The sequence below is a fragment of the Pseudomonas sp. A6 genome (genome assembly GCF_052367875.1).
GTDB lineage: Bacteria > Pseudomonadota > Gammaproteobacteria > Pseudomonadales > Pseudomonadaceae > Pseudomonas > Pseudomonas citronellolis.
Genome location: NZ_CP198970.1, coordinates 4,805,619 through 4,827,971 on the forward strand (window position 1 = coordinate 4,805,619; position 22,353 = coordinate 4,827,971).

The 22,353-nt window shown below is 69.5% G+C and carries 22 protein-coding genes; 6 read left to right on the forward strand and 16 right to left on the reverse strand.

Annotation, left to right across the window (positions count from 1 at the left end; all coding sequences use genetic code 11):
- Nucleotides 1-168 precede the first annotated feature (168 nt).
- From ACTWJ5_RS20935 to tal, 3 genes are all read left to right on the forward strand, one after another.
- On the forward strand, nucleotides 169-1,491 hold the full coding sequence (locus tag ACTWJ5_RS20935) for a CapA family protein (protein WP_249917137.1): 1,323 nt from the start codon (nucleotides 169-171) through the stop codon (nucleotides 1,489-1,491).
- Nucleotides 1,492-1,760: 269 nt separating this feature from the next.
- On the forward strand, nucleotides 1,761-2,771 hold the full coding sequence (dusA, locus tag ACTWJ5_RS20940; RefSeq protein WP_249917138.1) for a tRNA dihydrouridine(20/20a) synthase DusA: 1,011 nt from the start codon (nucleotides 1,761-1,763) through the stop codon (nucleotides 2,769-2,771).
- 63 nt (nucleotides 2,772-2,834) lie between these two features.
- A complete protein-coding gene (gene tal, locus ACTWJ5_RS20945; protein WP_009619159.1) occupies nucleotides 2,835-3,755 on the forward strand; it encodes a transaldolase in 921 nt (306 codons plus the stop codon).
- A 72-nt stretch (nucleotides 3,756-3,827) separates the two neighbouring features.
- On the opposite strand, the gene rssC is transcribed toward tal, so the two are convergent.
- The 4 genes from rssC to ACTWJ5_RS20965 form a co-directional block, all read right to left on the reverse strand.
- On the reverse strand, nucleotides 3,828-4,310 hold the full coding sequence (gene rssC, locus ACTWJ5_RS20950; protein ID WP_043266908.1) for an anti-sigma factor antagonist RssC: 483 nt from the start codon (nucleotides 4,308-4,310) through the stop codon (nucleotides 3,828-3,830).
- Entirely contained in the window at nucleotides 4,307-5,491 is a 1,185-nt protein-coding gene (rssB, locus tag ACTWJ5_RS20955) for a two-component system response regulator RssB (RefSeq protein ID WP_009619157.1), read from the reverse strand. The genes rssC and rssB overlap by 4 nt, the downstream gene beginning before the upstream one ends.
- A 170-nt stretch (nucleotides 5,492-5,661) precedes the next feature.
- Nucleotides 5,662-6,366, reverse strand: a complete 705-nt coding sequence (locus ACTWJ5_RS20960) for an MlaA family lipoprotein (RefSeq protein WP_074980960.1) — start codon at nucleotides 6,364-6,366, stop codon at nucleotides 5,662-5,664.
- A 649-nt stretch (nucleotides 6,367-7,015) separates the two neighbouring features.
- On the reverse strand, nucleotides 7,016-7,732 hold the full coding sequence (locus ACTWJ5_RS20965) for a UTRA domain-containing protein (protein ID WP_444436456.1): 717 nt from the start codon (nucleotides 7,730-7,732) through the stop codon (nucleotides 7,016-7,018).
- Between the two features lie 122 nt (nucleotides 7,733-7,854).
- Between ACTWJ5_RS20965 and ACTWJ5_RS20970 the strand changes: the two genes are divergently transcribed.
- The 3 genes from ACTWJ5_RS20970 to ACTWJ5_RS20980 all read left to right on the forward strand — a co-directional run bounded on the left by ACTWJ5_RS20970 (nucleotide 7,855) and on the right by ACTWJ5_RS20980 (nucleotide 9,523).
- On the forward strand, nucleotides 7,855-8,604 hold the full coding sequence (locus ACTWJ5_RS20970) for an HAD family phosphatase (protein ID WP_444436457.1): 750 nt from the start codon (nucleotides 7,855-7,857) through the stop codon (nucleotides 8,602-8,604).
- A complete protein-coding gene (locus ACTWJ5_RS20975) occupies nucleotides 8,601-9,182 on the forward strand; it encodes a phosphonate degradation HD-domain oxygenase (protein WP_043315378.1) in 582 nt (193 codons plus the stop codon). Before ACTWJ5_RS20970 ends, ACTWJ5_RS20975 begins: the two co-directional genes overlap by 4 nt.
- A 77-nt stretch (nucleotides 9,183-9,259) precedes the next feature.
- A complete protein-coding gene (locus tag ACTWJ5_RS20980; RefSeq protein ID WP_009619150.1) occupies nucleotides 9,260-9,523 on the forward strand; it encodes a DUF4404 family protein in 264 nt (87 codons plus the stop codon).
- Between the two features lie 48 nt (nucleotides 9,524-9,571).
- Here ACTWJ5_RS20980 and ACTWJ5_RS20985 read toward each other — a convergent pair whose 3' ends face one another.
- From ACTWJ5_RS20985 to ACTWJ5_RS21040, 12 genes are all read right to left on the reverse strand, one after another.
- Nucleotides 9,572-10,822 (reverse strand): OprD family porin, encoded by a 1,251-nt coding sequence (locus ACTWJ5_RS20985; RefSeq protein WP_444436458.1) that lies wholly within the window; start codon nucleotides 10,820-10,822, stop codon nucleotides 9,572-9,574.
- A 66-nt stretch (nucleotides 10,823-10,888) separates the two neighbouring features.
- Nucleotides 10,889-11,872 (reverse strand): NADH:ubiquinone reductase, encoded by a 984-nt coding sequence (locus ACTWJ5_RS20990; protein WP_444436459.1) that lies wholly within the window; start codon nucleotides 11,870-11,872, stop codon nucleotides 10,889-10,891.
- A 13-nt stretch (nucleotides 11,873-11,885) separates the two neighbouring features.
- Nucleotides 11,886-12,803, reverse strand: coding sequence for an SDR family NAD(P)-dependent oxidoreductase (locus ACTWJ5_RS20995; RefSeq protein ID WP_444436460.1), 918 nt, complete (start codon nucleotides 12,801-12,803; stop codon nucleotides 11,886-11,888).
- A gap of 35 nt (nucleotides 12,804-12,838) precedes the next feature.
- Nucleotides 12,839-13,984 carry an acyl-CoA dehydrogenase family protein gene (locus ACTWJ5_RS21000; RefSeq protein WP_444436461.1) on the reverse strand — a complete coding sequence of 382 codons (1,146 nt, stop codon included), beginning with the start codon at nucleotides 13,982-13,984 and terminating at the stop codon, nucleotides 12,839-12,841.
- A gap of 15 nt (nucleotides 13,985-13,999) precedes the next feature.
- Nucleotides 14,000-14,764 (reverse strand): enoyl-CoA hydratase/isomerase family protein, encoded by a 765-nt coding sequence (locus ACTWJ5_RS21005; protein WP_444436462.1) that lies wholly within the window; start codon nucleotides 14,762-14,764, stop codon nucleotides 14,000-14,002.
- Nucleotides 14,764-15,822 carry an acyl-CoA dehydrogenase family protein gene (locus tag ACTWJ5_RS21010; RefSeq protein WP_444436463.1) on the reverse strand — a complete coding sequence of 353 codons (1,059 nt, stop codon included), beginning with the start codon at nucleotides 15,820-15,822 and terminating at the stop codon, nucleotides 14,764-14,766. Before ACTWJ5_RS21010 ends, ACTWJ5_RS21005 begins: the two co-directional genes overlap by 1 nt.
- Entirely contained in the window at nucleotides 15,819-16,262 is a 444-nt protein-coding gene (locus tag ACTWJ5_RS21015; RefSeq protein WP_444439629.1) for a PaaI family thioesterase, read from the reverse strand. The genes ACTWJ5_RS21010 and ACTWJ5_RS21015 overlap by 4 nt, the downstream gene beginning before the upstream one ends.
- A 37-nt stretch (nucleotides 16,263-16,299) precedes the next feature.
- Nucleotides 16,300-17,643 (reverse strand): MFS transporter, encoded by a 1,344-nt coding sequence (locus ACTWJ5_RS21020; protein WP_444436464.1) that lies wholly within the window; start codon nucleotides 17,641-17,643, stop codon nucleotides 16,300-16,302.
- Between the two features lie 51 nt (nucleotides 17,644-17,694).
- On the reverse strand, nucleotides 17,695-18,561 hold the full coding sequence (locus ACTWJ5_RS21025; RefSeq protein ID WP_444436465.1) for a MaoC/PaaZ C-terminal domain-containing protein: 867 nt from the start codon (nucleotides 18,559-18,561) through the stop codon (nucleotides 17,695-17,697).
- The gene (locus ACTWJ5_RS21030; RefSeq protein WP_444436466.1) at nucleotides 18,545-20,692 is read right to left on the reverse strand and encodes an acetate--CoA ligase family protein; all 2,148 of its coding nucleotides are present in this window, start codon (nucleotides 20,690-20,692) and stop codon (nucleotides 18,545-18,547) included. The genes ACTWJ5_RS21025 and ACTWJ5_RS21030 overlap by 17 nt, the downstream gene beginning before the upstream one ends.
- A gap of 114 nt (nucleotides 20,693-20,806) precedes the next feature.
- The gene (locus ACTWJ5_RS21035; protein ID WP_444436467.1) at nucleotides 20,807-21,958 is read right to left on the reverse strand and encodes a thiolase; all 1,152 of its coding nucleotides are present in this window, start codon (nucleotides 21,956-21,958) and stop codon (nucleotides 20,807-20,809) included.
- Nucleotides 21,955-22,341 (reverse strand): Zn-ribbon domain-containing OB-fold protein, encoded by a 387-nt coding sequence (locus ACTWJ5_RS21040; protein ID WP_249917148.1) that lies wholly within the window; start codon nucleotides 22,339-22,341, stop codon nucleotides 21,955-21,957. The genes ACTWJ5_RS21035 and ACTWJ5_RS21040 overlap by 4 nt, the downstream gene beginning before the upstream one ends.
- Nucleotides 22,342-22,353 lie beyond the last annotated feature (12 nt).

Consider the following 22,353-nt stretch of genomic DNA (forward strand, 5'->3'; position numbering starts at 1 on the left):
AAGAGCCGCGTTGCACGGCTGGCCTCTGAAAAAAACTTATGCCCATAGCCAAAAGCGCCGCCCGCGCCGATAACCAGCGGCTATCGGGATAAGAAGGATTCAGCCGGCACGCGACGCGCCTTGCCCTATAGTCCGCGCCATCCAACCTGGCAGCCCATGGGGACGAGCATGAAGATTGCGTTGACCGGCGACAGCATCCTGCAGCGCCGCCTGAACAGCCTCGAGGACGCGACCCTGCGCCCGCTGTTCGACCTGATCCGCAGCGCGGACGTCAGCTTCACCAACCTGGAAGTGCTGCCCAACGACTTCGCCGGCGACCCGGCCCTGGAAAGCGGCGGCTCGCACTTCGGCGCCCCGGCCTGGGTTCTCGACGAGCTGGCGGCGGGCGGCTTCGACCTGTTCTCCACCGCCAACAACCACGCGCTGGACTACAGCATCGCCGGCCTGCACGCCATGCACCGGCAGCTGCGCCAGCGCGAACTGCTCTACGCCGGCACCGGGAGCAACCTGGAAGAGGCGCGGCGCCCGGTCTATTGCACGCGCCCGGAGGGCACCGTCGCCCTGCTCGCCTGCAGCGCCACCTTCGGCAAGGGCCAGGAAGCCAGCGACCAGGGCCGCGACATGCCCGGCCGCCCGGGCCTGAACCCACTGCGCTTCGACACCGTGCACGAAGTGACCCCGGCGCAGATGGCCCAGGTGCGCGAGCTGATCGCCGGCCTCGGCCTGGACCGCCTGTACCAGGGTGCGGTGGACCTGGGTTTCGCCCACCCGTTGCCGCACCCGTCGCTGGCGGTGTTCGGCCCCTTCACCCCGGTGCTGTTCCGCGAGGGCCAGCAGACGCGCCTGCGCACCACGCCGCGGAAGAAGGACGTCGACGACATCCTGCGCTGGGTCGAGGAGGCGCGACTGATGGCCGACGTGGTGGTGCTGAGCATCCACGCCCACGAGCTGGGCTACAACGCCGAGGGCGAATGGGATCTGGAAACCCCGGCGGAATTCCTCCAGCCGGTGGCGCGGCGGATGATCGACGCCGGCGTCGACATCGTGGTCGGCCACGGCCCGCACCTGCTGCGCGGCATGGAGATCTACAACGGCAAGCCGATCTTCTACAGCCTGGGCAACTTCATCGGCCAGAACGAGCTGGTGGAGCGCCTGCCGGTGGATAGCTACGAGCAGTTCCGCGTCGATCGCGAGCAGACGCCCTCCAAGGTCTTCCAGCAGCGCACCCGCAACGACACCCGCAGCTTCCCCGCGGATGCGCGCTTCTGGGAAACCCTGGTGCCGGTCTGCCGCTTCGACGGCGGCCGCCTGCAGGCCATCGAGCTGCACCCGGTCAGCCTGGGCCTGGGCGAGGCCATTCATCGCCGCGGGCGCCCGCGCCTGGCCGAAGGCGAGCATGGCCGCGCCATCCTCGAACGCTTCGCGCAGCTGTCGCAGCCCTATGGCACGCGGTTCAGCATCGAGGGCGGTGTCGGCCTGCTAAGCCTGTAGGGCCGCAGTAGAACGCCGACGCCGGACAAGTAGCCGGTATCGGCGCGCCGGCCCGGGCTCCGGCCGCCTGCCGGCGATCGACGGCCCGGGATTCCTGATAGAATTGCCGGCCGTCGCCCATGATCCTGATCCGTACCGCATGAGCGACGGTTCCATCCTTGCGTTTCCGCTGGCCAATGATCAGCCAGGCTGACCGGATACCCGGTACCGGCGAAGCGTCAGGCACAAGCGAAAACGCCCCGAAACGCAGCGGAACACGATCCACCGAGATGCCTCCAGAATCGCCCACCAAGCCAGCAATCGCGCGCCCCGAGCCCTCCCGCCGTTTCTCCGTGGCCCCCATGATGGACTGGACCGACCGCCACTGCCGGTTCTTCCTGCGCCAGCTGTCGAGCCATGCCCTGCTCTACACCGAGATGGTCACCACCGGGGCCTTGCTGCATGGCGATGCCGCGCGTTTCCTGCGCCATGACGAGTACGAGCACCCGCTGGCGCTGCAGCTGGGCGGCAGCGTGCCGGCCGAGCTGGCGGCGGCGGCGAAGCTGGCGGAGGCTGCGGGTTACGACGAGGTGAACCTGAACGTCGGCTGCCCCAGCGACCGGGTGCAGCACAATATGATCGGCGCCTGCCTGATGGCCCATCCGGCGCTGGTGGCCGAGTGCGTCGTGGCCATGCGCGAGGCGGTGTCGATTCCGGTCACGGTCAAGCACCGCATCGGCATCAACGGGCGCGACAGCTATGCCGAGCTGTGCGACTTCGTCGGCCAGGTGCGCGAGGCCGGCTGCCGCAGTTTCACCGTGCATGCGCGCATCGCCATCCTCGAAGGCCTCTCGCCCAAGGAGAACCGCGAGGTTCCGCCGCTGCGCTACGAGGTGGCGGCGCAGCTCAAGCGCGATTTCCCGGACCTGGAGATCGTCCTCAACGGCGGCATCAAGACCCTGGCCGAATGCCAGGAGCACCTGCGCACCTTCGACGGCGTGATGCTCGGCCGCGAGGCCTATCACAACCCCTACCTGCTGGCCCAGGTGGACGCCGCGCTGTACGGCGCCACGGTCCCGGCGATCAGCCGCGCCGAGGCCCTGGCGCGGATGCGCCCATACATCCAGCGGCACATCGCCGAGGGCGGCGCCATGCACCATGTGACACGCCACGTGCTCGGCCTCGGCCAGGGTTTCCCCGGCGCCCGGCGCTTCCGCCAGCTGCTTTCGGTGGACGTGCACAAGGCCGCCGATCCGCTGCTGGTGCTCGACCAGGCCATCGAACTTCTCGCAGGCCGCTAGGTCCCGTTGAGCGCGAGGTTGCGCTCGGGTAAGGTCATGGGGATCGCACTCGGAAGACCTGCCATGACCTCCAAGCTGGAACAACTGAAGCAGTACACCACCGTCGTCGCCGATACCGGCGATTTCGACGCCATTGCCCGCCTGAAGCCGGTGGATGCCACCACCAACCCCTCGCTGCTGCTCAAGGCCGCCGCCCTGCCCCGCTACGCCGAGCACCTGGCCCGCGCCACCGCGGCCAGCGGCGGTGACGCCGGCCTGGCCTGCGACCGCTTCGCCGTGGCGGTGGGCAAGGACATCCTCGGGGTCATTCCCGGGCGCGTCTCCACCGAAGTGGACGCGCGCCTGTCCTTCGACACCGAAGACACCCTGGCCCGCGCCCGCCGGCTGGTCGAGCTGTACGATGAACAAGGCGTCGGCAAGGACCGCGTGCTGATCAAGATCGCCTCCACCTGGGAAGGCATCCGCGCCGCCGAACAGCTGGAGCGCGACGGCATCCAGACCAACCTCACCCTGCTGTTCTCCTTCGCCCAGGCCGCGGCCTGCGCCGACGCCGGGGTGTTCCTCATCTCGCCCTTCGTCGGCCGCATCTACGACTGGTACAAGAAGGCCAACGCCCGCGACTACGTCGGCGCCGAGGACCCGGGCGTGCAGTCGGTGTCGCGCATCTACCGCTACTACAAGGCCAACGGCTACCGCACCGTGGTGATGGGCGCGAGCTTCCGCAACCTCGGGCAGATCGAGCAACTGGCCGGCTGCGACCGCCTGACCATCAGCCCGGACCTGCTGCAGCAACTGGCCGACGCCCAGGGCGAACTGCCGCGCACCCTGCAGCCCGGCGGCGGCGAGGCGCGCCAAGTGCTGGACGAGAGCGCCTTCCGCTGGCAGATGAACGAGGACGCCATGGCCACCGAGAAGCTGGCCGAGGGCATCCGCCTGTTCGCCCGCGACCAGGAGAAGCTGGAAGCCCTGCTCGGCGGCCGCTGAAACCTACGCGCAGCAAAACGAACCGGCGCCCCAGGGCGCCGGTTTGCGTTCTATCGACAGGCTTCGCGCGGATCAGTGGTGCTCGAGGGCACTCACCAGGTCGTGGAAGGCTTCACGGTTGGACTCGTTCAGGCCCATGAGGATGCGGTGGGCCTCCAGCACCTTGCTGCGCACCACTTCCTCGGACTGGTCCTGGGGCGGCAGGTCGGTGAGGCAGTCCGTGCAGGGGATGGGCCGGTCGACGATGTTGAACACCTGGTCGAAGCCCATGGACTGCAGCAACCGGGTGATGTCCGGGTTGGTGGTCACCAGGGTCGGCAACAGCCCCACCTTCTGCCGCGAGAGGATCGACAGCTTGGCCAGCAGGCCCAGGGTGGTGCTGTCGATGCTCTGGGTTTCCGTGAGATCGATGATGATCGCCGTGAAATTCAACGCGGCGAAGATTTTTTCAATGGTGGCATCCAGCGCCGAACACAGGGTCAGTCGGACTTCGCCCACGAACTTCAGGACGAATGAGCCATCCTGCTCGGCGAACTGGATTTTACCGGTACTCATGCAAGGTTCCTGCTCAACACCAGCAAGGCGATATCATCCGGCATCTCGGACAACTTGGCCAGTCCGAAGACCTGGCGCAGGCCGTCCAGCGTCCCGCCGGCGGCGACGACCTGCTCGGGCAGGGCCGTCTCCTTTTCTTTCAATGTAGCCCCGGGCAGCACATCCAGTATGCCGTCGGAGAACAACGACAGGCTGAAGGACCTGGGCAGGTCCATGGTCCGGTCGTCGTAGGTGGCGTCCTCGAACAGGCCCACGGGCAGGCCGCGGCCCTCGAGGTAGCGTGCTTCGCCGTCGACGTAGAGTACCGGCAGCGGCAGGTGGCCACCGATGCTGTAGGTCAAGCGATCGGTTTCCAGGTCGATCACCCCGCCGAGCATGGTCACGTGCTTGCCCAGCTTGGTGTTGATCAACCCGCGGTTGATGTGCCCGAGCACCTCGGAAGGCTTGAACTCGGGCAGCGTGCCCGCGCGCCGCGACTCGTACAGCAGGCGGGTGGTCATGAACTTCAGCAGCACGGTCACGAACGCCGAGGAGGCGCCATGGCCGGAGACGTCGGCGAGGTAGAAGCCGATGCGCCGCTCGTCGACGCGGAAGTAGTCGACGAAGTCGCCGGACAGGTACAGCGACGGGATGATCTGGTGGGCGAACTTCAGCCCCTCGGCTTCCCAGGGCGTCACCGGCAGCATGTTCATCTGCACCTGGCGCCCGGCGTTCTGGTCTTCCTGCAGCAGGTTCAGGCTGGCCTGCAGTTCGCGGTTGGCGGCTTCCAGCTTCTCGCGGTAGCGGCGGTTCTCCGAACGCAGGTAGGCGCGGTCCAGGGCGCGGCGCACCGAGTGCTCCAGCACGGCCAGGTCTTCCAGGGGCTTGATCAGGTAGTCGGCGGCGCCCAGGCGCAGGGCCTCGACCACGTCGCTCATCACCCCGGCCCCGGAAAGCACGATGACCGGCGTTTCCACCGCCATCTCGCTGACCCGGCGGATCAGCTCCAGGCCGTCCATCTGCGGCATGCGCAGGTCACAGATGACCAGGTCGGGCAGTTCGTGCTGGAAGACCTGCAGGCCCTGCTGGCCGTTGGTCGCCTGCAGGACTTTGAAACCACTGTCTTCCAGGTAGGCCGCGAGGCTTTCGCGAACGGCCTCGTCGTCATCGATGATCAGCAGCGTGGCACTGGGTTTGTGCATGGGTTATCCAGGCAAACGGCGCCGGAGGTGGTGGAGTGGGCGCGCATGGCAATGAAAACGGCGCGGGTCGGGTGCGACAAGGCGCAGACACTACTCCCATCCGCCCAAGGGTTCAAGACGGCGGCACGGCGCGCTTGCGGCAGCCCCGGGGCGGATGGGTGGCGGGTGTGTCAGAAGTCGTCTTCGACCTGGCCGTCCTTGACCTTGAACTCGCGGTTCTGCAGGTAGGCGTTGCGGATGAAGTTGTACTTGTCGCCGGAAATCAGCTTCTCGGACTTGATCAGGTCGGCGCGGGTGTCGACCACGTCCACGGCGCGGATGCTGTTGCGCACGGACACGTCGTCGATGTACGGGTACATGCCGGTATAGGCGTCCGGGATCTTCGACGGCGCGTCGCGCAGGGTGCTCGGGCCCAGCAGCGGCAGCATCACGTACGGGCCGCTGCCCACGCCCCAGTAGCCGAGGGTCTGGCCGAAGTCCTCGTCGTTGCGCTGCAGGCCCATGCGGGTGGCCACGTCGATGAAGCCGGCCAGGCCGAAGGTGGTGTTGAACAGCAGGCGGCTGGTGTCGACGCCGGCGTGCTCGAGCTTGCCCTGCAGCAGGTCGTTGGCCAGGTTGCGCACGTCGCCGATGTTGCTGAAGAAGTTGTGGATGCCGTCCTGCACGAAATTCGGCGTCACCTTCTGGTAACCCTGCGCCAGGGGCTTGAGCGCATAGGTGTCGAGGGTGTCGTTGAACACGAAGATCGGGCGGTTGACGCTCTCCCAGGGGTCGTCCTCGCTCGCCGCCTGGGCCAGGAAGGGGAGCATGGCCAGGCTGGCTCCGGCCAGCAGGCGAGCGGTGCGCTGCATCCAGTTGACGCCATGTGGGCGCATCGGGTTTCTCCTTTGAAAGTCTCATGAGGCCGCCGCCGCGGCCTCGAACCGCTGCGCAGTATATAGTTCCAAATTCGATTTGCAGACATCGGATTGTTTCTAACGCCTTCGCACCCGGAGCGCGGCTGGAGGCGTCGCCCTCCCCCCTCACGATAGCCAAGAGCCAGCTTTTGTGCCGATAGGATTCTCTTGCCGACTGAGTTGGAAGGCTCTTCGTAGGAGCGAGCTTGCTCGCGAATGGGGTTTGCCAGGGGCTGCGGTGCTGGGGAGAGGGCGCTCTTGAGCCCAGCACCCAAAGTTTTCCGGAAATCCGTAGGGCGCATAACGCCTATGGCGTTATCCGCCGTTTGACCTTGGTTACCGGCCCGCTCGGTGTCGAGCCTGGCGCTGGTCACGCATTCCCCCGGACCGACCGAGGCAGGGTCGATGAGAAAGGTGAGGCGGCGGATAACCGCGAACGGTTATTCGCCCTACGCTACTGGAAGTCCGAATCGCGGACAGAGTCCGCTCCTACGGTTACAGGGAGGCACGGGCGTAGGAGCTGACTTCGTCCGCGATTGGATTCACCGGCCACGCAGGACACCCCGGTGGCACGAACAGCCCCCATTCGCGAGCAAGCTCGCTCCTACAAAAAGCCACCTCGCCCGATTCAATCCGGATAGCGGGCCTGGATGACAATCTCCAGAGCATCCGGACGCCAGAACTCCTGGTCCAGCTCCACCAGCCGGTCGTCCTCGGCGTAGCTCAGGCGTTCGAGGAACAGCCCCGGCGCGCCCGGCGCCAGCTGCAGCGGCTCGGCCTCCGCGGTGCCCAGGGCGCAGGGGTGCATGGCCAGCTCGCAGCGCTGCGGGCGCTTGCCGAGGCGTTCGCGCAGCACCTGGGTGAGGGAACCGTCCAGGTCCTCTTCCAGCAGGCCCGGGCACCAGGCGGCGTCCAGCAGGATGCGCTCCAGCAGCACCGGGCGCTGGTCGATCCAGCGCCGCCGCTCGATGGCGAACAGCCGGGCGCCCTCCTCCAGGCCCATGCGCGCGGCGAGCCGTGCGTCCGCCGCATGCACCTCGCGGCGCAGCGTCTCGGTGCGCGGCTGGCGGCCCTGGGCAGCGACGTAGTCCATGAAACCGGCGGTGCGCGTCGGGTTGTAGCGCACCCGCGGCGGCGCGACGAACCAGCCGCGGCGGTTCTCGCGGTACAGCAGGCCCTCGGTCTCCAACTGCTGCAGGGCCTCGCGCAGGGTCACCCGGGTGCAGCCGAAGCGTTCGGCCAGCTCGCGCTCGCCCGGCAGCTTCGCGGCCAGGCCGCCCTGGCGAATGTCCCCGGCCAACTGGTCGCGGATGCGCAGGTAATGCAGGGGTCGTTCGGCCGCCATGGTGGGCTCTCCAGCGAAAGGCGCGCCATTATAAAGGCAGCGGGCCCGCGCGCAGGCCGGCTTCACCGGATCGTCACAATGCGCGTCTAGTCTGGCCTAGACCATTGTCCAGACGCCCCGCCATGCCCGCCTCGACTGCCGCCGACCTGCCCCGCTTCACCTCCCTGCTCTTCGGACTCGCCGGCGACCTGGTGGACTTCGGCGCCCGCACCCTGCCCCGCGCCCTGCAGCAGAGCTGCCCGGACTGCCCGCAGGAACGCCTCGCCGAGGCCGCCACCCTGGCCCCGCAGCAGGCCCTGGGCCATGTGCTCGGCCGCCTGCCCAGCGCCGAGGAGGTCGCGCGCTTCCGCAAACGCCTTGCCGAAGCCGCCGACGCCCATGCCGAGCCCATCGCCGAGGCCCTGCCCGCCCTGCACCAGCTGAACCACCAGGGCGTGCCCTGCGCCTGGCTGGAGGAACTGCCGGAGCCGGCCAGCGAACGCCTGGCCGCCGCCCTCGACGGCGCCCTGGACAGCGGCATCGCCCACGCCGGGCGGCCCTGGCCGGCGCCGGACGCCTGCTGGCGCGCGCTGATGGAACTGGGCACCCCGCAACTGGATGGCTGCGTGCTGGTGAGCAGCCAGCCGCGGCTGCTCCAGGCCGGCCTCAATGCCGGGCTGTGGACCATCGGCCTGGCCGCCAGCGGCCCGCTGTGCGGCCTGTCGATGCGCGACTGGGAAGCGCTGGACGGCCCCCAGCGCGACCTGCGCCGCGCCCAGGCGACCTTCGGCCTGTACCGCCTGGGCGTGCACTCGGTCATCGACCACCTGGGCGAGCTGGATTCCTGCCTGCTGGACATCGCCAGCCGCCGCGCCAAAGGAGAAAAGCCATGAACCGCGCCCGCCACGCCTTCCTCGACGAGCTGGCCGAACGCTTCGCCAGCCACGGCGCCGAGCCCTACGGCGAATCGGTGAGCCAGGCCGAGCACGCCCTGCAATGCGCCACCCTGGCCGAGCGCGCCGGCTGCTCCGACGCCCTGGTGATCGCCGCGCTGCTGCACGATATCGGCCACCTCTACGAGAACCCCGACGAGATCGAGGCCCGCGACCTGCGCCACGAGGAAGTCGGCGCCAACCTGCTGCGCGAGCTGCTGCCCGAATCGGTGTGGCAGCCGGTCCGCCTGCACGTGGCCGCCAAGCGCTACCTGTGCGCGGTGGACGCCGCCTACCACGCCGGCCTGTCGCCCGCCTCGCGGCACAGCCTGGCGCTGCAGGGCGGGCCCTTCGACGAGCGCGGCGCCAGCGCCTTCCTCAGCGCCCCCTACGCCCAGGACGCCGTCACCCTGCGGCGCCTGGACGACCTGGGCAAGGACCCGGCCATGCGCACCCCGGAGCTTGCGCACTTCTTCCCGCTGCTGGAACGCCTGCTGCGCATTGACGGGCATCAGACACGGTTGCGTTCGGCGGGTTAAGCTGTGTGGCATGGAGATGGATTTTTCGCCGCCGCGCGGCGGTCCATCCTGGGTAGCCACCGCAGAAGGAAACCACCATGCCGACACGTCAACTGCGTGAAGAACTGCAGCGACTGCGCGACCAGCTGGAACAGCAGCCGCCGCTGAGCGAAGAGCAGCGCGGGGAGCTGGAGACGCTGATAGAAGACATCGAACTGCAACTGGCCAACGAGGAAGCCCTCGCCGACGACAGCCTGCTGGATGGCGTCAACCTGGCGGTGGAGCGCTTCGAGGTCAGCCACCCGACCCTCGCCGGCACCCTGCGCTCGATCATGCAGAGCCTGGCCAACATGGGCATCTGAACCCTTCCCCCGGCGGCCCGCCCCCTCTTGGCGCGGGCCGCATCGCCTTTACCAGAGCGGCAATGTGTAACTGATGATGACGCGGGTTTCGTCCACGTCGTTGCCGAAGTCGCTGCGGAAACTGCCGTTGCGCACCTTCAGGCCCAGGTTCTTCAGCGCCCCGCTCTGCACCACGTAGCCGATATCGGTGTCGCGCTCCCATTCCTTGCCGTTGCCCCGGCCATCGAGCAGGTCGATGTTGTCGCCGCGCAGGTAGCGCGTCATGAAGCTCAGCCCGGGCAGGCCGACGGCGGCGAAGTCGAAGTCGTAGCGCAACTGCCAGGAGCGCTCGTCCTTGTTGGCGAAGTCGCCGATCTGCACGAAGTTGGTCAGGTACGGGTCGGTGCCGGCCAGGTAGGCGTAGCCGGTGTCGCCGGACATGCGCTGGTAGCCCAGGCCGAAGCCATGGCCGCCCAGGCGGTAGGTGAACAGGGCGTTGAGCGCGCGGTTGTCGACGTTGCTGCCGCCCTCGTCGGTGGAGCGCGCCCAGCGGATATCGGACTTCAGCGACTGGCCCCTGGCGATCGGCAGGACGTGCACCAGGCCCAGGTAGTGCTGGCGGTAGAAGTCCTCCAGGTTGCCGTAGTGGTAGCTGGTGCTCAGGTTGTCGCTCCAGCGGTAGCTGCCGCCGGCCAGGTTGAAGCGGTCGCTGCTGGCGTGGCGCCCGGGCAGGATGTTGCGCTTGTTGCCGCGGGTGATGGTCAGGTCCTCGGCGTTGGTCGAGTCGCGCTGCTTCACCTGGCGCAGCTGGCCGAGCTGCACGGCCAGGCCGTCGATCTCGTTGATTTCCGCCAGACCGCCCTGGAAGGTCTGCGGGTGCAGGCGGGTGTCGTTGTACTGCACCACCGGCAGCCTGGGCGTCAGGGTGCCGATCTTCAGCGTGCTGTTGGCGGCGCGCAGCTTGGCGGTCAGGCCCAGGTCGGAATAATCGTCGGCGGCGCGGCGGTCGCCGGCCGAATACGGCAGCAGGCCGGAGCCGGAGCGGTCCGGGCTGGAGTCGAGCTTGAGCCCGAGCAGCCCCAAAGCATCGACGCCCACACCGACGCTGCCCTCGGTGTAGCCGGACTCGTAGCGCAGCAGGAAGCCCTGGGCCCACTCCTCCGAGTAGGACTGGCTGGCGCCGGCCTGGCGGTAGTCGCGGTTGAAGTAGAAGTTGCGCAGTTCCAGGCTGGCCTTGCTGTCGCCGATGAAGTCGGCCTGGGCGCAGAACGGCAGGCAGGCGGCGACCGAGGCCAGCGCCCGTGCGGGAAGATTTTTCATTGTTGTTGTCTCTTCGTTCGGTGAGGTGAGGCGGCGCCCTCCTGCGGTGCCGCGTGGGGATGGCGGTCAGTCGGCGAGCATGCCCTCCAGGCGCTGGCGCACCAGGGCGCGGGCCTGCTCGACGATATCGCGCAGCAGCTCGGCGCAGCCCGGCTCATCAAAGATCAGGCCCTGGACCATGCCGGCCGACCAGATGCCCAGGTCGGTGTCGCCCTGCTCGTAGACGCCGCGTCCGCGCTGGCCGCTGACCAGCGCGGCGATGTCGGCGTAGGTGGCGCCGCCGCGCGCCTCGATCGCCCGCACTTCCTGGCTCACCGCGTTGCGCGCCACCCGCGCGGTGTTGCGCAGGCTGCGCATGATCAGGTCGGTGGAACGCTCGTCGGCGGCGCGGATGGCCGCCTTCACCTGCGGGTGGATCGGGCATTCGCGGGTGCTGAGGAAGCGCGTGCCCATGTTGATCGCGTCCGCTCCCAACGCCAGCGCCGCCACCAGCCCGCGGCCGTCGGCGAAGCCGCCGGAGGCGATGATCGGTACCCGCAGGCGGTTGGCCGCGACCGGGATCAGCACCAGCCCGGGGATGTCGTCCTCGCCCGGGTGGCCGGCGCATTCGAAGCCGTCGATGGACACCGCGTCCACGCCCAGTTGCTCGGCCTTGAGCGCGTGGCGCAGCGAGGTGCACTTGTGGATCACCTTGACGCCATGCCGGCGCAGCTCGGCGATGTGCTCGCCGGGGTTGTTGCCGGCGGTCTCGACGACGCCGATGCCGGCCTCGATGATCGCCGCGCGGTACTCGGCATAGGGCACCGGCTTCTGCGTCGGCAACAGCGTCAGGTTGACGCCGAAGGGCTTGTCGGTCAGCTCGCGGCAGCGCGCAATCTCCCCGGCCAGCGCCTCCGGGCTGGGCTGCGTCAGCGCCGACAGCGTCGCCAGGCCGCCGGCGTTGGCCACCGCCGCGGCCAGCTCGGCGCGCCCCACCCACTGCATGCCGCCCTGCATGATCGGGTGCTCGACGCCGAAGGTCTCGGTGAAACGGGTGTTGAAGATGCCCATGACGCCTCCGTGGTCAGACCGGGTCCCAGGAGAACACGTCCGGGCTGCGCGCCAGGTCCATGAAGCTGCCGCGCAGCGCCGGCATGCCGTGCTCGGCGATGCTCTGCGGGGTCCAGCCGTGCTCGCTGTGCACGCTGCGCAGCGGGCGGCTCTGGCTCATCAGGAACAGCTCGTGGTTGCGCGCGGCGAACACCTGGCCGTTGACCTCGCGGGCGGCGTCGGAGGCCAGGTACACGGCCAGGGGCGCGTTCTTATCGGGGGTCATGCGCTGCAGCTTCTCCACCCGCGCCTTCTGTTCCGGGGTATCGGCCGGGATGGAGTCGGTCATGCGGCTCCAGGCGAAGGGCGCGATGCAGTTGGAACGCACGTTGTAGCGCTGCATGTCGAGGGCGATGGACTTGGACAGCGCGACTATGCCCAACTTGGCCGCCGAGTAGTTGGCCTGGCCGAAGTTGCCGATCAGCCCCGAGGTGCTGGTCATGTGCACGAAGGCGCCGCTGCCCTGCTCGCGGAAGCGCTCGGCGGCGGCGCGGCTGACGAAGAAGCTGCCGTTGAGGTGCACGTTGATCACCGACAGCCAGTCCTCGGCGCTCATCTTGTGGAAGATGGCGTCGCGCAGGATGCCGGCGTTGTTGACCACTATGTCCAGCCGGCCGAAGGCGTCCAGGGCGCTGGCGACGATGCGCCGGGCGCTGTCCCAGTCCGACACGCTGTCGGTATTGATCGCCCCCTCGCCGCCGCGCTGGCGGATCAGCCCGAGGGTTTCCTCGGCCGGCGAGGCCGAGCCGCCCTCGCCGCCCAACGACACGCCGATGTCGTTGATCAGCACCTTCGCCCCGCTGGCGGCCAGGGCCAGGGCGATCTCGCGGCCGATGCCGCCACCGGCGCCGGTGACGATCGCTACCTTGCCTTCGTTCAGTCGTTCACTCATCACTCTTTCCTCTCGTATGGATTCGGCTGCGGCCTTCAGCCCGGCAGGCCGAGCAGGCTCTTGGCCAGGATGTTGCGCTGGATTTCGTTGGTGCCGCCGTAGATGGTGGTGGGCCGCGACTGGATGAAGATGCCCGCCGGGTGCAGCTCGGGGTCGTCGGCCAAGGGCTGCAGCAGGGCCGAGTCGGGGCCGGCGATCTCCAGGCCCAGTTCGCTGATGCGCTGGTACAGCTCGGACTGGTGGACTTTCAGCATCGACACCTCCGGGCCCAGGTTCTCGCCGCGCCGCAGGCGCTCGGCGAAGTGCCCGTAGAGCGCCTTGTGGCAGTCCAGGTCCATGCTCAGCGCGGCGAAGCGCTGGGCGAACGCCGGGTCGTCCCACAGGCCCTGGCGCCGGGCCAGGCGCGCCAGGCGCTCGAAGGCGAAGGTGGCCTGCTTGGGCGAGCCGAGGAAGATGCGCTCGAAGCCCAGCAGCGCCTTGGCCATGCTCCAGCCCTGGTTGACCTCGCCCACCAGGTGCTCGGCCGGCACCCGCACGTCGTTGAAGAACACCTCGCAGAACTCGCCCTGCAGCTCCAGGTTGAGGATCGGCCGCACCTCCACGCCGGGGCTGTCCATCGGCACCAGCAGGAAGCTGATGCCCTGCTGCGGCTTGCCGCCGCGCTCGGTGCGCGCCAGCACGAAGATCCAGTTGGCCTCGCTGCCCATAGTGGTCCAGGTCTTCTGGCCGTTGATCAGCCACTGGCCCTCGCGCAGTACCGCCTCGGTGCGCAGGCTGGCCAGGTCGGAGCCGGCGTTGGGCTCGCTGTAGCCCTGGCACCAGATGTCCTCGCCGCTGAGGATGCGCGGCAGGAAGCGCTCGCGCTGGGCGTCGCTGCCGTAGCGGATCAGCAGCGGGCCGAGCATGGTGATGCCGCTGTCGGGCAGGCGCGCGCAGCCGTAGCCTTCCATTTCCTCGATCATGATCAGTTGCTTGCCCGCGGAAAGGCCCATGCCGCCGTAGCGCACCGGCCAGCCGGGGCACAGCCAGCCCTGGCGCGACAGGGCCTGGTACCACTCCCAGGTGTCGTCGCGGCCCAGGCGGTGGGCCGGGTTGCGGATGCGTTGCGGGTAGTTGGCGGCGATCCACTCGCGCACCCTCAGGCGGAACTCGCCATCGCCCATGGCGTTGTAGTCGGTCATTTCAGTGCCCTCGGCTCATTGTCCGGTGAATGCGGGGATGCGCTTGGCCAGGAAGGCCGCCTTGCCCTCGGCATGGTCGGCGCTGAGGAACAACTGGCTCTGCAGCTCGCCCTCACGCTCCAGCAGCAGGTCAAGACCGTCGGCGAGCAGGGCCTTGGTCATGGCCAGCGGCAACGGCGCCTGCTGCTCGACCAGGGCGGCGCGGGCCATGGCCGCGTCCAGCACCGCGCCGGGTGCGCAAAGCTGGTCCACCAGGCCGATGCGCAGCGCTTCCTCGGCCTCCACCACCTGGCCGAACATCAGGATCTGCCGGGCCTGACCGTGCCCCACCCGCGCCGGCAGGGTATGCAGCAGGCCGAGGTCGGCGAGCAGGCCGACCTTGCCGAAGCCGGCGGCGAAGCGCGCCGTGCCGCCGCACACCAGGCTGTCGCAGGCCAGTGCCACGGACAGCCCGGCGCCCACCGCCCAACCTTCTATAGCGGCGATCAGCGGCTTGCCCATGCGCACCATCTGCTGCACCAGGGCGGCGTTGTCGTGCATGCGCGCGCGGCCGGCGCCGAGCCCGGCGACGTTCATGTCGCTGAGGTCGCCGCCGGCGCAGAACACTTCCGCGCTGCCGGTGATCACCACGCTGCGCACCTGCGCGTCGGCGTCGGCCTCGCGCAGGGCCTGCAGCAGTTCCTGGCGCAGCGCCGGGGCCAGCGCGTTGCGCCGCGCCGGGTTGTTGAAGCGCAGCAGGCGCACGCTGCCGTGCGTCTCTTGCAGCAGCATCCCGCTCATCAGGCCACCTCGCGTTGCAGCAGCGCGATGTAGCGCGCCTTGTGGAAGGCCAGCGAACCCTGGGCGTTGAGCAGCACCATGGCGCGGCGCAGGAACAGGCCGATGTCGGCCTCGTCGGTGAAGCCGATGCCGCCGTGCAGTTGGATCGCCTGGCGGGTGACCAGCAGCGCGGCCTCGGCGGCGCACACCTTGGCGGTGGACACCAGGCGCCGGACCTCGGCCAGCGGCGCCCGGGCGTCGATGGCGTCGGCGGCCTGGGCGACCACGGCGCGCGCCAGTTCGATCTGGATCTTCAGGTCGACCATGCGGTGCTGCAGGGCCTGGAAGCTGCCGATGGCGCGGCCGAACTGGCTGCGCACGCCGAGGTAGTCGCGGGTGCGCTCGAAGGCGGCATCCATCAACCCCACCAGGTAGGCGGCGCAGGCCAGCGCGGCTTCGTCCAGCGCGGCGGGCGGTGCCGCCAGCACGCGGGCCGGCGTGGCGTCGAAACGCAGGCGCGCCAGGTGGCCACCGTCCTGGGTCGGTTCCTGGCTCAGGTGCAGTCCTTCGGCGCCGCGCTCCACCAGCGCCAGGCCGCCGTTGCAAGCCACCAGCCAGGCATCGGCGGCGGCGCCCAGGGCGACATGGCCGACCTCGCCATGCAGCTTGCCGTCGCGCAGTTGCGGCAGCGCCGCGCCTTCGTCGTAGGCGATGCCTGCCGGCAACACCAGCTTTTCACCGGCCAGCAGCGCTTCGCGCTCCGCCTCCGGCAGCAGCGGCGCCACCAGGCTCGCCTCGATCAGCGGCTCCGGCAGCAGGCCGCGTCCCAGTTCTTCCAGCAGCGCGGCGTATTCGGCCATGCCCAGGCCGCTGCCACCCAACTCTTCTCCTAGGCGCAGGCCCGGCCAGCCCATGGCGCAGACTTCGGCCCAGGCTGCGCGGTCCACGCCCGGCTCGCTGAAGCGCAGGCGGCGCACCCGGCCCAGGTCGCCGTCGGGCGGAACCAGGGAGGCGGCGCTGTCACGGATCATGCGCAAGCGCTCCTCGCGCTCGCGGGCCAGTTCGGCGGTGTCGGTCATGTCGTCGTACTCGTGTCGGTGGAACGTCTCCCGGCCTCGGCGGCCCGGTACTTGAAGCTGCCCGAGGCGCTGGCGACCAGTTCGCCGTCCTCGTTGTGGATCTCGGCTGTGCAGAAGCACAGGTTGCGCGTGCGCCGCAGCACCCGGCCGACGGCGTTGAGCTCGCCGCGGGCGGTGCCCATGAAGTGCGTGGCCATGTCGATGGTGACCATCGAGCAGCCCGGCGAGCAGATGCGGATGGCTCCGGCCATGGCGGCGTCGAGCACGGTCATCAGCACCCCGCCGTGGAAGTGGCCGAGGTAGTTCATCAGCTCCGCGCGGTGCTTCAGGCGGATGCGCGCCAGCTCGCCCTCGGCCCAGCGTTCCAGGCCGATGAACTCCTGGAAGGTGAAGTGGCCGGTGGGAAACACCGTCGCGGGCTCGGCCAGGCTGACCGCCATGGGTGAATCGTTCATCGCAAGGGGCTCCGTCATGGGCTCAGACCTTCAGCGGCCGAGGTTCGGCGATGTCGGCGCGCGCCGGGGCGGCGGGCTCGACGCTGGCATCGGCGTCGCTCGATGCGCGGTTCGGGTCGTACAAGCGGTCGGGGATGAACAGCGCCGGGATCAGGCCGGTGATCACGTAGGTGATGCCCATCACCAGGAAGCCGGCGCCGATGGAGATGTGCGAGGCCAGCAGGCCGATGGCCGCCGGCGCCACCGCCGCGCCGACGCGGCCGAGGTTGTAGGCGGTGCCCACCGCGGCGCCACGCACCCGGGTGGAGAAGCTCTCGGTCATGTAGGTGGCCAGCACGCCCACCGGCACGCCGTAGATGAAGCCGAACAGGGTGAGGATCCAGACGATGTTGTCCGGCGTGTGCCAGAACACGATCAGCGGCATGAAGATGGCGCTGCCGATGGCGCCAGCGGCGAAGGTGGCGCGGCGGCCGAAGCGGTCCGAGGCGACCCCGGCGGCCACCTTGCCGAGGATCATCGCGGTGTAGGTGCCGACCATGTAGCCGGTCATGGACTTGAAGTTCATGCCCAGCTCGCTTTCCAGGTACGAGGGCATCCAGTTGTTGGTGCCGTAGTAGCCGAACAGCAGGAAGCACGAGGTCAGCGTCCACAGCAGGAACATGCGCCGCGTGCCCGCATCGGCCAACAGGCCCTGCACGCCGCCACGGGCGGCGGGCGCGGCGCGCACGCCGGCCGGCTGCTGGCGGCGCTGGGCGCGGGCCGCCAGCCACGACGGCGACTCCGGCACCCAGGGGCGCAGCGCCAGGCAGATCAGCGCCGGCGCCAGGGCGGTGAAGAACAGCGTGCGCCAGCCGAACTCGGGGATGATCTGCCCGGCGAGGATGGTCGCCACCAGGTAGCCCACGGTCCAGCCGGCCTGCATGGTCGCCAGGATGGTGGTGCGGTATTTGCTGGCGACGAACTCGGACATCAGGATGTTGCAGGCGACGAACAGCGAGCCCAGGCCCAGCGAGGACAGGAAGCGGATCAGCGCGAACTGCCAGTAGTTGTGGGTGAGCCCCAGCAGCGCGGTGCCGAGCGAGAAGATCACGATGGTCCAGGTCACCACCCGCACCCGGCCGAAACGGTCGCAGCACCAGCCGCCGTAGATGCCGCCGATGGCCATGCCGGCCAGGGTGATGCTGCCCAGCGAGCCGGCCTCGAAGTTGCTCAGGCCGAACTCGGCCTTGAGGCTGTTCAGGCTGTAGGCGAGGAACATCAGGTCGACGCCGTCGGCGAGCAGCCCGAGGAAGCAGAAGAAGAAGGCGATGACCAGGGTCCGCCGGGGAAACCCGGCGTCCTGGGGAGGACTCATGGATGCGCTCATTGTTCTTGTTCTCGCAGGTTGGTTGAGGGGGTTGTCGCCATGCCGCCCGGCTCAGTTGTTCGCCGCCGGCGTCAGGCGCACGTGGCCGTTGTCCAGCACCACCCGATCACGCTCGACCACGCGGGTGCGGAAGGAGCCGTCGTTCCAGATTTCCGTGCGCAGGGTCTCGCCGGGAAACACCGGCGCGGAGAAACGCACCTGCAACTGCCCGAAGCGTTCCGCGCGGTAGTCGGCGAAGCCGCGCAGCAGCGCGTGGAAGGCCACGCCGAGGGTGCACAGGCCATGCAGGATCGGCTGGGGGAAGCCGCCGCGGGCCGCGGCTGCCGGGCTGGCGTGGAGCGGGTTGTCGTCGCCGTTGAGGCGGTAGTACAGGGCCTGCTCCGGGCGCGTCGGCAGGTCGATGGCCAGGTCCGGCGCGCGCTCGGGCAGGCAGTGCGGCTGGCTCAGCGACTGGCTGTCGCCGCCGAAGCCACCGTCGCCGCGCAGGAAGGTGGTGCCGCGGGCGATGGCCAGCACCTCGCCGCTGGCGGCGTCGCTGAGCACCTTCTCGCTGTACAGCAGCGCGCCCTTGCCGGCGCCCTTGTCCACCAGGCCGGTGACGCGGGTACGGCCGATCACCTCGCCTTCCGGTGGCAGCGGCTTGAGCCACTCCACGCTCTGCTCGCCGTGCACCAGGCGCAGGGCGTCGACGCCGGTGTCCGGGTTGCCCAGCCAGAAGCCCGGGTGGCCCAGCACCACGGCCATGCAGGGCAGCGCCTGGAGATCGCGATTGGCGTCGACGAAGGCCAGTTGGTGCTCGTCCAGGGGGTCGGCGCCCAGGCCCACCGACAGCGCGTAGAAGGCGCTGTCCTCGCGGCTATAGCGCTGGCGCACCTCGGGGATGCGGTAGTTCAGCAGGTGCTCAGGATTCAGCGCCATCGGCCACCTCCTCGACTTCCAGCACTGCGTCGGCGGCCCAGGCGCCCTGCCCCTCGGGCATGGCGAACACCGGGTTGAGGTCCACCGAGCGCAGCCGCGGGCCGGCCTGGGCGGCGAACTGCGAGAGCCGCGAGAGCACCTGCGCCAGCGCCTTCACGTCGGTCACCGGGCGGCCGCGGGCGCCGAGCAGCAGCGGCGCGCCCTTGATGCTGCGGATCATCGCCTCGGCCTCCTCCGCGCCGAACGGGCAGCGGCGGAACACCACGTCCTTGAGCACTTCGACGAAGATGCCACCGAGGCCGAACAGCGCCACCGGGCCGAACAGCGGGTCGCGCTGGATGCCCATGAAGCACTCCACGCCGCCCTGCAGCTGACGCGCCATCAGCACGCCGTCGATGCGGGCCTGCGGGGCATGTTCGGCGGCGCGCTGCAGCAGCAGGTCGAAGCCTTCGCGCACCGCCGCGGCGCTGTCCACGCCCAGCAACACGCCGCCGATCTCCGATTTGTGCAGGATGTCCGCCGAGGCGATCTTCAGCACCACCGGGAAGCCGATCTGCTCGGCGAAGGCGGCGGCCTCCGCGGCGCTCACCAGCACCCGCTCCGGCGCCGACTCGATGCCGGCGCGGGCCAGCAACTGTTTGGCCTCGGCCTCCCCCGGCGTGCGCGGCGGCAACTCCACGCCGCCGGGCACCGGCACCTGGCGCAACGGTTTGGCGAAGGCCTCGCCGAGCCGGCCCATGGCCTGGATGGCGTGCACCGCGCGGGTCGGGTCCTCGAACAGGGCAAAGCCGGCCTTGCGGTAGGGTTCCAGCTCGTCGCCCTCGCCCATCACCGAGACCACGAACAGGCGGTCCGGGTGGTCGGCCTTGATCCGGCCGAACTGCTCGGCCAGCTTCGGGCCGATGGAGGCGACGGTGCCGGCCTGGGTGAAGAAGGCGATCAGCGACTTGTAGCCGCCGTCCACCACCATGGATTCGGTGAAGTCATGCACCAGGCTCAGGTCGTTCAGGGCCTGGGCGGTGCAGTCCACCGGGTTGATCGGCGAGGCGAACGACAGCCGCTGCTTCAGCCGCGCCTGGGCCGCCTCGGGCATGGGCGGCATCGGCAGGCCGACGTCCTCGGCGGCGTCGCTGACGATGATCCCGGCGCCGCCGCTGACGGTGATCATCCCCAGGCTGTTGGCCACCGGGTAGATGCGCTGGGTGGCGAGGTAGGCGATGTCGATCAGTTCCTCGGTATTGCGCGCGCGGACCACCGCATAGTCGGCCAGCACCGCGTCCAGCACCTTGTCGTCGCCGGCCAGCGAAGCGGTGTGGGACATGGCCGCGCGGCCGCCCAGCTCACTGCGCCCGACCTTGTGCAGGATCACCGGCTTGCCGGCGCGGTGGGCGGCCGCCAGGGCGGCGAGGAAGCTGTCGACGTTGCGGATGGATTCGGCGTAGGTCATGACCACGTCGACTTCCGGCGACTCCACCAGCCAGCCGATGGCGTCGCCCAGGGTGACGTCGGCCTCGTTGCCGGTGGCTACGCAGATCGGCGTGCCCAGCCCGCGCTGCCGCGCCAGGCCCAGCAGGTGCGCGCCGTAGGCGCCGGACTGGGTGGCGATGCCGACGCGCCCGGCCAGCGGGATGCCGCGCTCCAGGCTGGTGGAGAAGAAGGCGTAGTAGCCCAGGTTGGCGTTGAACACGCCCAGGGCGTTGGGGCCCAGCAGGCGCATGTTCGCCGAGCGGGCGGCCTCGACCATGGCCTCCTGCATCAGCACACCCTCGCCGCCCACCTCGCTGAAGCCGGAGGAGAACACGATGGCGCTGCGCGCGCCCTTGCGGCCCAGCGCCTGGATGGTCTCCAGCACCTGCGGCGCCGGCAGCGCGACTATGGCCACGTCGGGCGCCTCGGGCAGCGCCTCGACGCTGGCGAAAGCCGGCAGGCCCTGGATTTCGCTGCGGTTGGGGTTCACCGGCAGGATGCGGCCGCCGAAGCCATTGCGCAGCATGTAGGCGATGGGCCGGCCGCCGATGCGGTGCGGGTCGCTGGAGGCGCCGACCACGGCCACGGAACGCGGTTGCAGCAGGGGCGTGAGGCTGGCGAAGCACGAGGCGTTGCCAGGGTGTTGCGAGTGACTCACTGACATGGCTTTCCACCTGAACTGTTGACGGTTGCCGGACCGACCGTCCCGGCGAGAGGGCGAGCGCGTCCACGGCGGGCCGCCGAAGCGGCCACCGCTGGGGCGCCGAACCCGGGGGTTTCAGAGCACCGACTGGGTGCCGAGCAGGGCCGTGACCTGGCTGGACAGGGTGCCGCCGTTGCCGTGCAGCAGGGCGACGTCGGCCTTGCGCAACTGCCGCTCACCGGCCTGGCGGCGCAACTGCGTCACCGCCTCGATGATCAGGAACATGCCGTACATGCCCGGATGCACGCAGGACAGCCCGCCGCCGTTGGTATTCACCGCCAGCTCGCCGCCGGGGGCGATGCGCCCGCCCTCGACGAAGCGCCCGCCCTCGCCCTTCGGGCAGAAGCCGAGGTCTTCGAGGAACAGCAGGGTGTTGATGGTGAAGGCGTCGTAGAGCATCACCAGGTCGATGTCGGCGTGCGTCACCCCGGCCATCTGCATGGCGCGCGGGCCGCTTTCCGAGGCAGCGGTGACGGTGAGGTCGGGCATCGCCACGATGGAGCGATGCCACTGCGCACCGGCGGCGCCGAGGAAGTACACCGGCGCATTCGGCAGGTCGCGGGCGCGCTCGGCGCGCACCAGCACGCAGGCGCCGCCGCCGTCGGTGACCAGGCAGCAGTCGGCCTTGCTCAGCGGGTCGCTGACCATGCGCGCGGCGAGCACGTCCTCAATGCTCAGCGGGCCGCGGGCGAAGGCCTCGGGGTTGAGGTTGGCCCAGCCCCGCGCGGCCACCGCCACCTCCGCCAGCTGCGCGCGGGTGGAGCCGTACTGGTGCATATGGCGACTGGCAGCCAGGGCGTAGGCGGTGATCGGGTGGCGCGGCTTGTAAGGCGTCTCGTGCCACTGCGGCTCGCTCATCGACACCAGCTTGCCGCCGGCGGTGCGCTGGTTGGAGCCGTAGCAGATCAGCGCCGCGTCGCACAGCCCGGCCTCCAGGGCCAGGGTGGCCTGCAGCAGGTGCAGTTCGAAGCTGGAGCCGCCGATATTGGTGCCGTCGACGAACTTCGGGCGAATGCCCAGGTATTCGCAGACCGACAGTGTCGGGAAGGCGTGGGAACTGGTGGCGGCGAACACCGCATCGATGTCGGACAGCTTCAGCCCGGCGTCGGCGATGGCCTTCACCGAGGCCTGGCCGAGCAGTTCGATGGCGCTGTGGCCGGGGGCCTCGCCGATGCCGGCGCTGCCGATGCCGACGATGGCGGTCTTGCCGCGCAGGACCTGGCTCATGGCTGCACCTCCGCAAGCGCGTCGAACACCACCACGGGGGTGCCTTCCTGCTCGACGATGCGCGCCTTCAGGCGGGTGCCGATGGGCAGTTCGAGGTGGCCCTCGATGCGCGACATCATGCGCACGCCCTCGTCCAGATCGACCAGGGCGACGTTGTAGTCGCCGCCACGGGCGCGGTTCACGGTGATCGCATAGAGGGTGCCCAGGCCGCTGGCCGGCACCCATTCCAGGTCCGTCTCGCCACTGCCCGGCACCAGGTTGCGCGGGTAGAAGACGTAGCGCCCGGTGGAACGGCTGCGCTGCAGCATGAAGCGGCCCTGGGCCAGGAAGGCGAGGTACTGGGCTTCGGGGCCCGGAACGACGCACTCGGGGAGATCTGCCACGTAGGTCCTCCT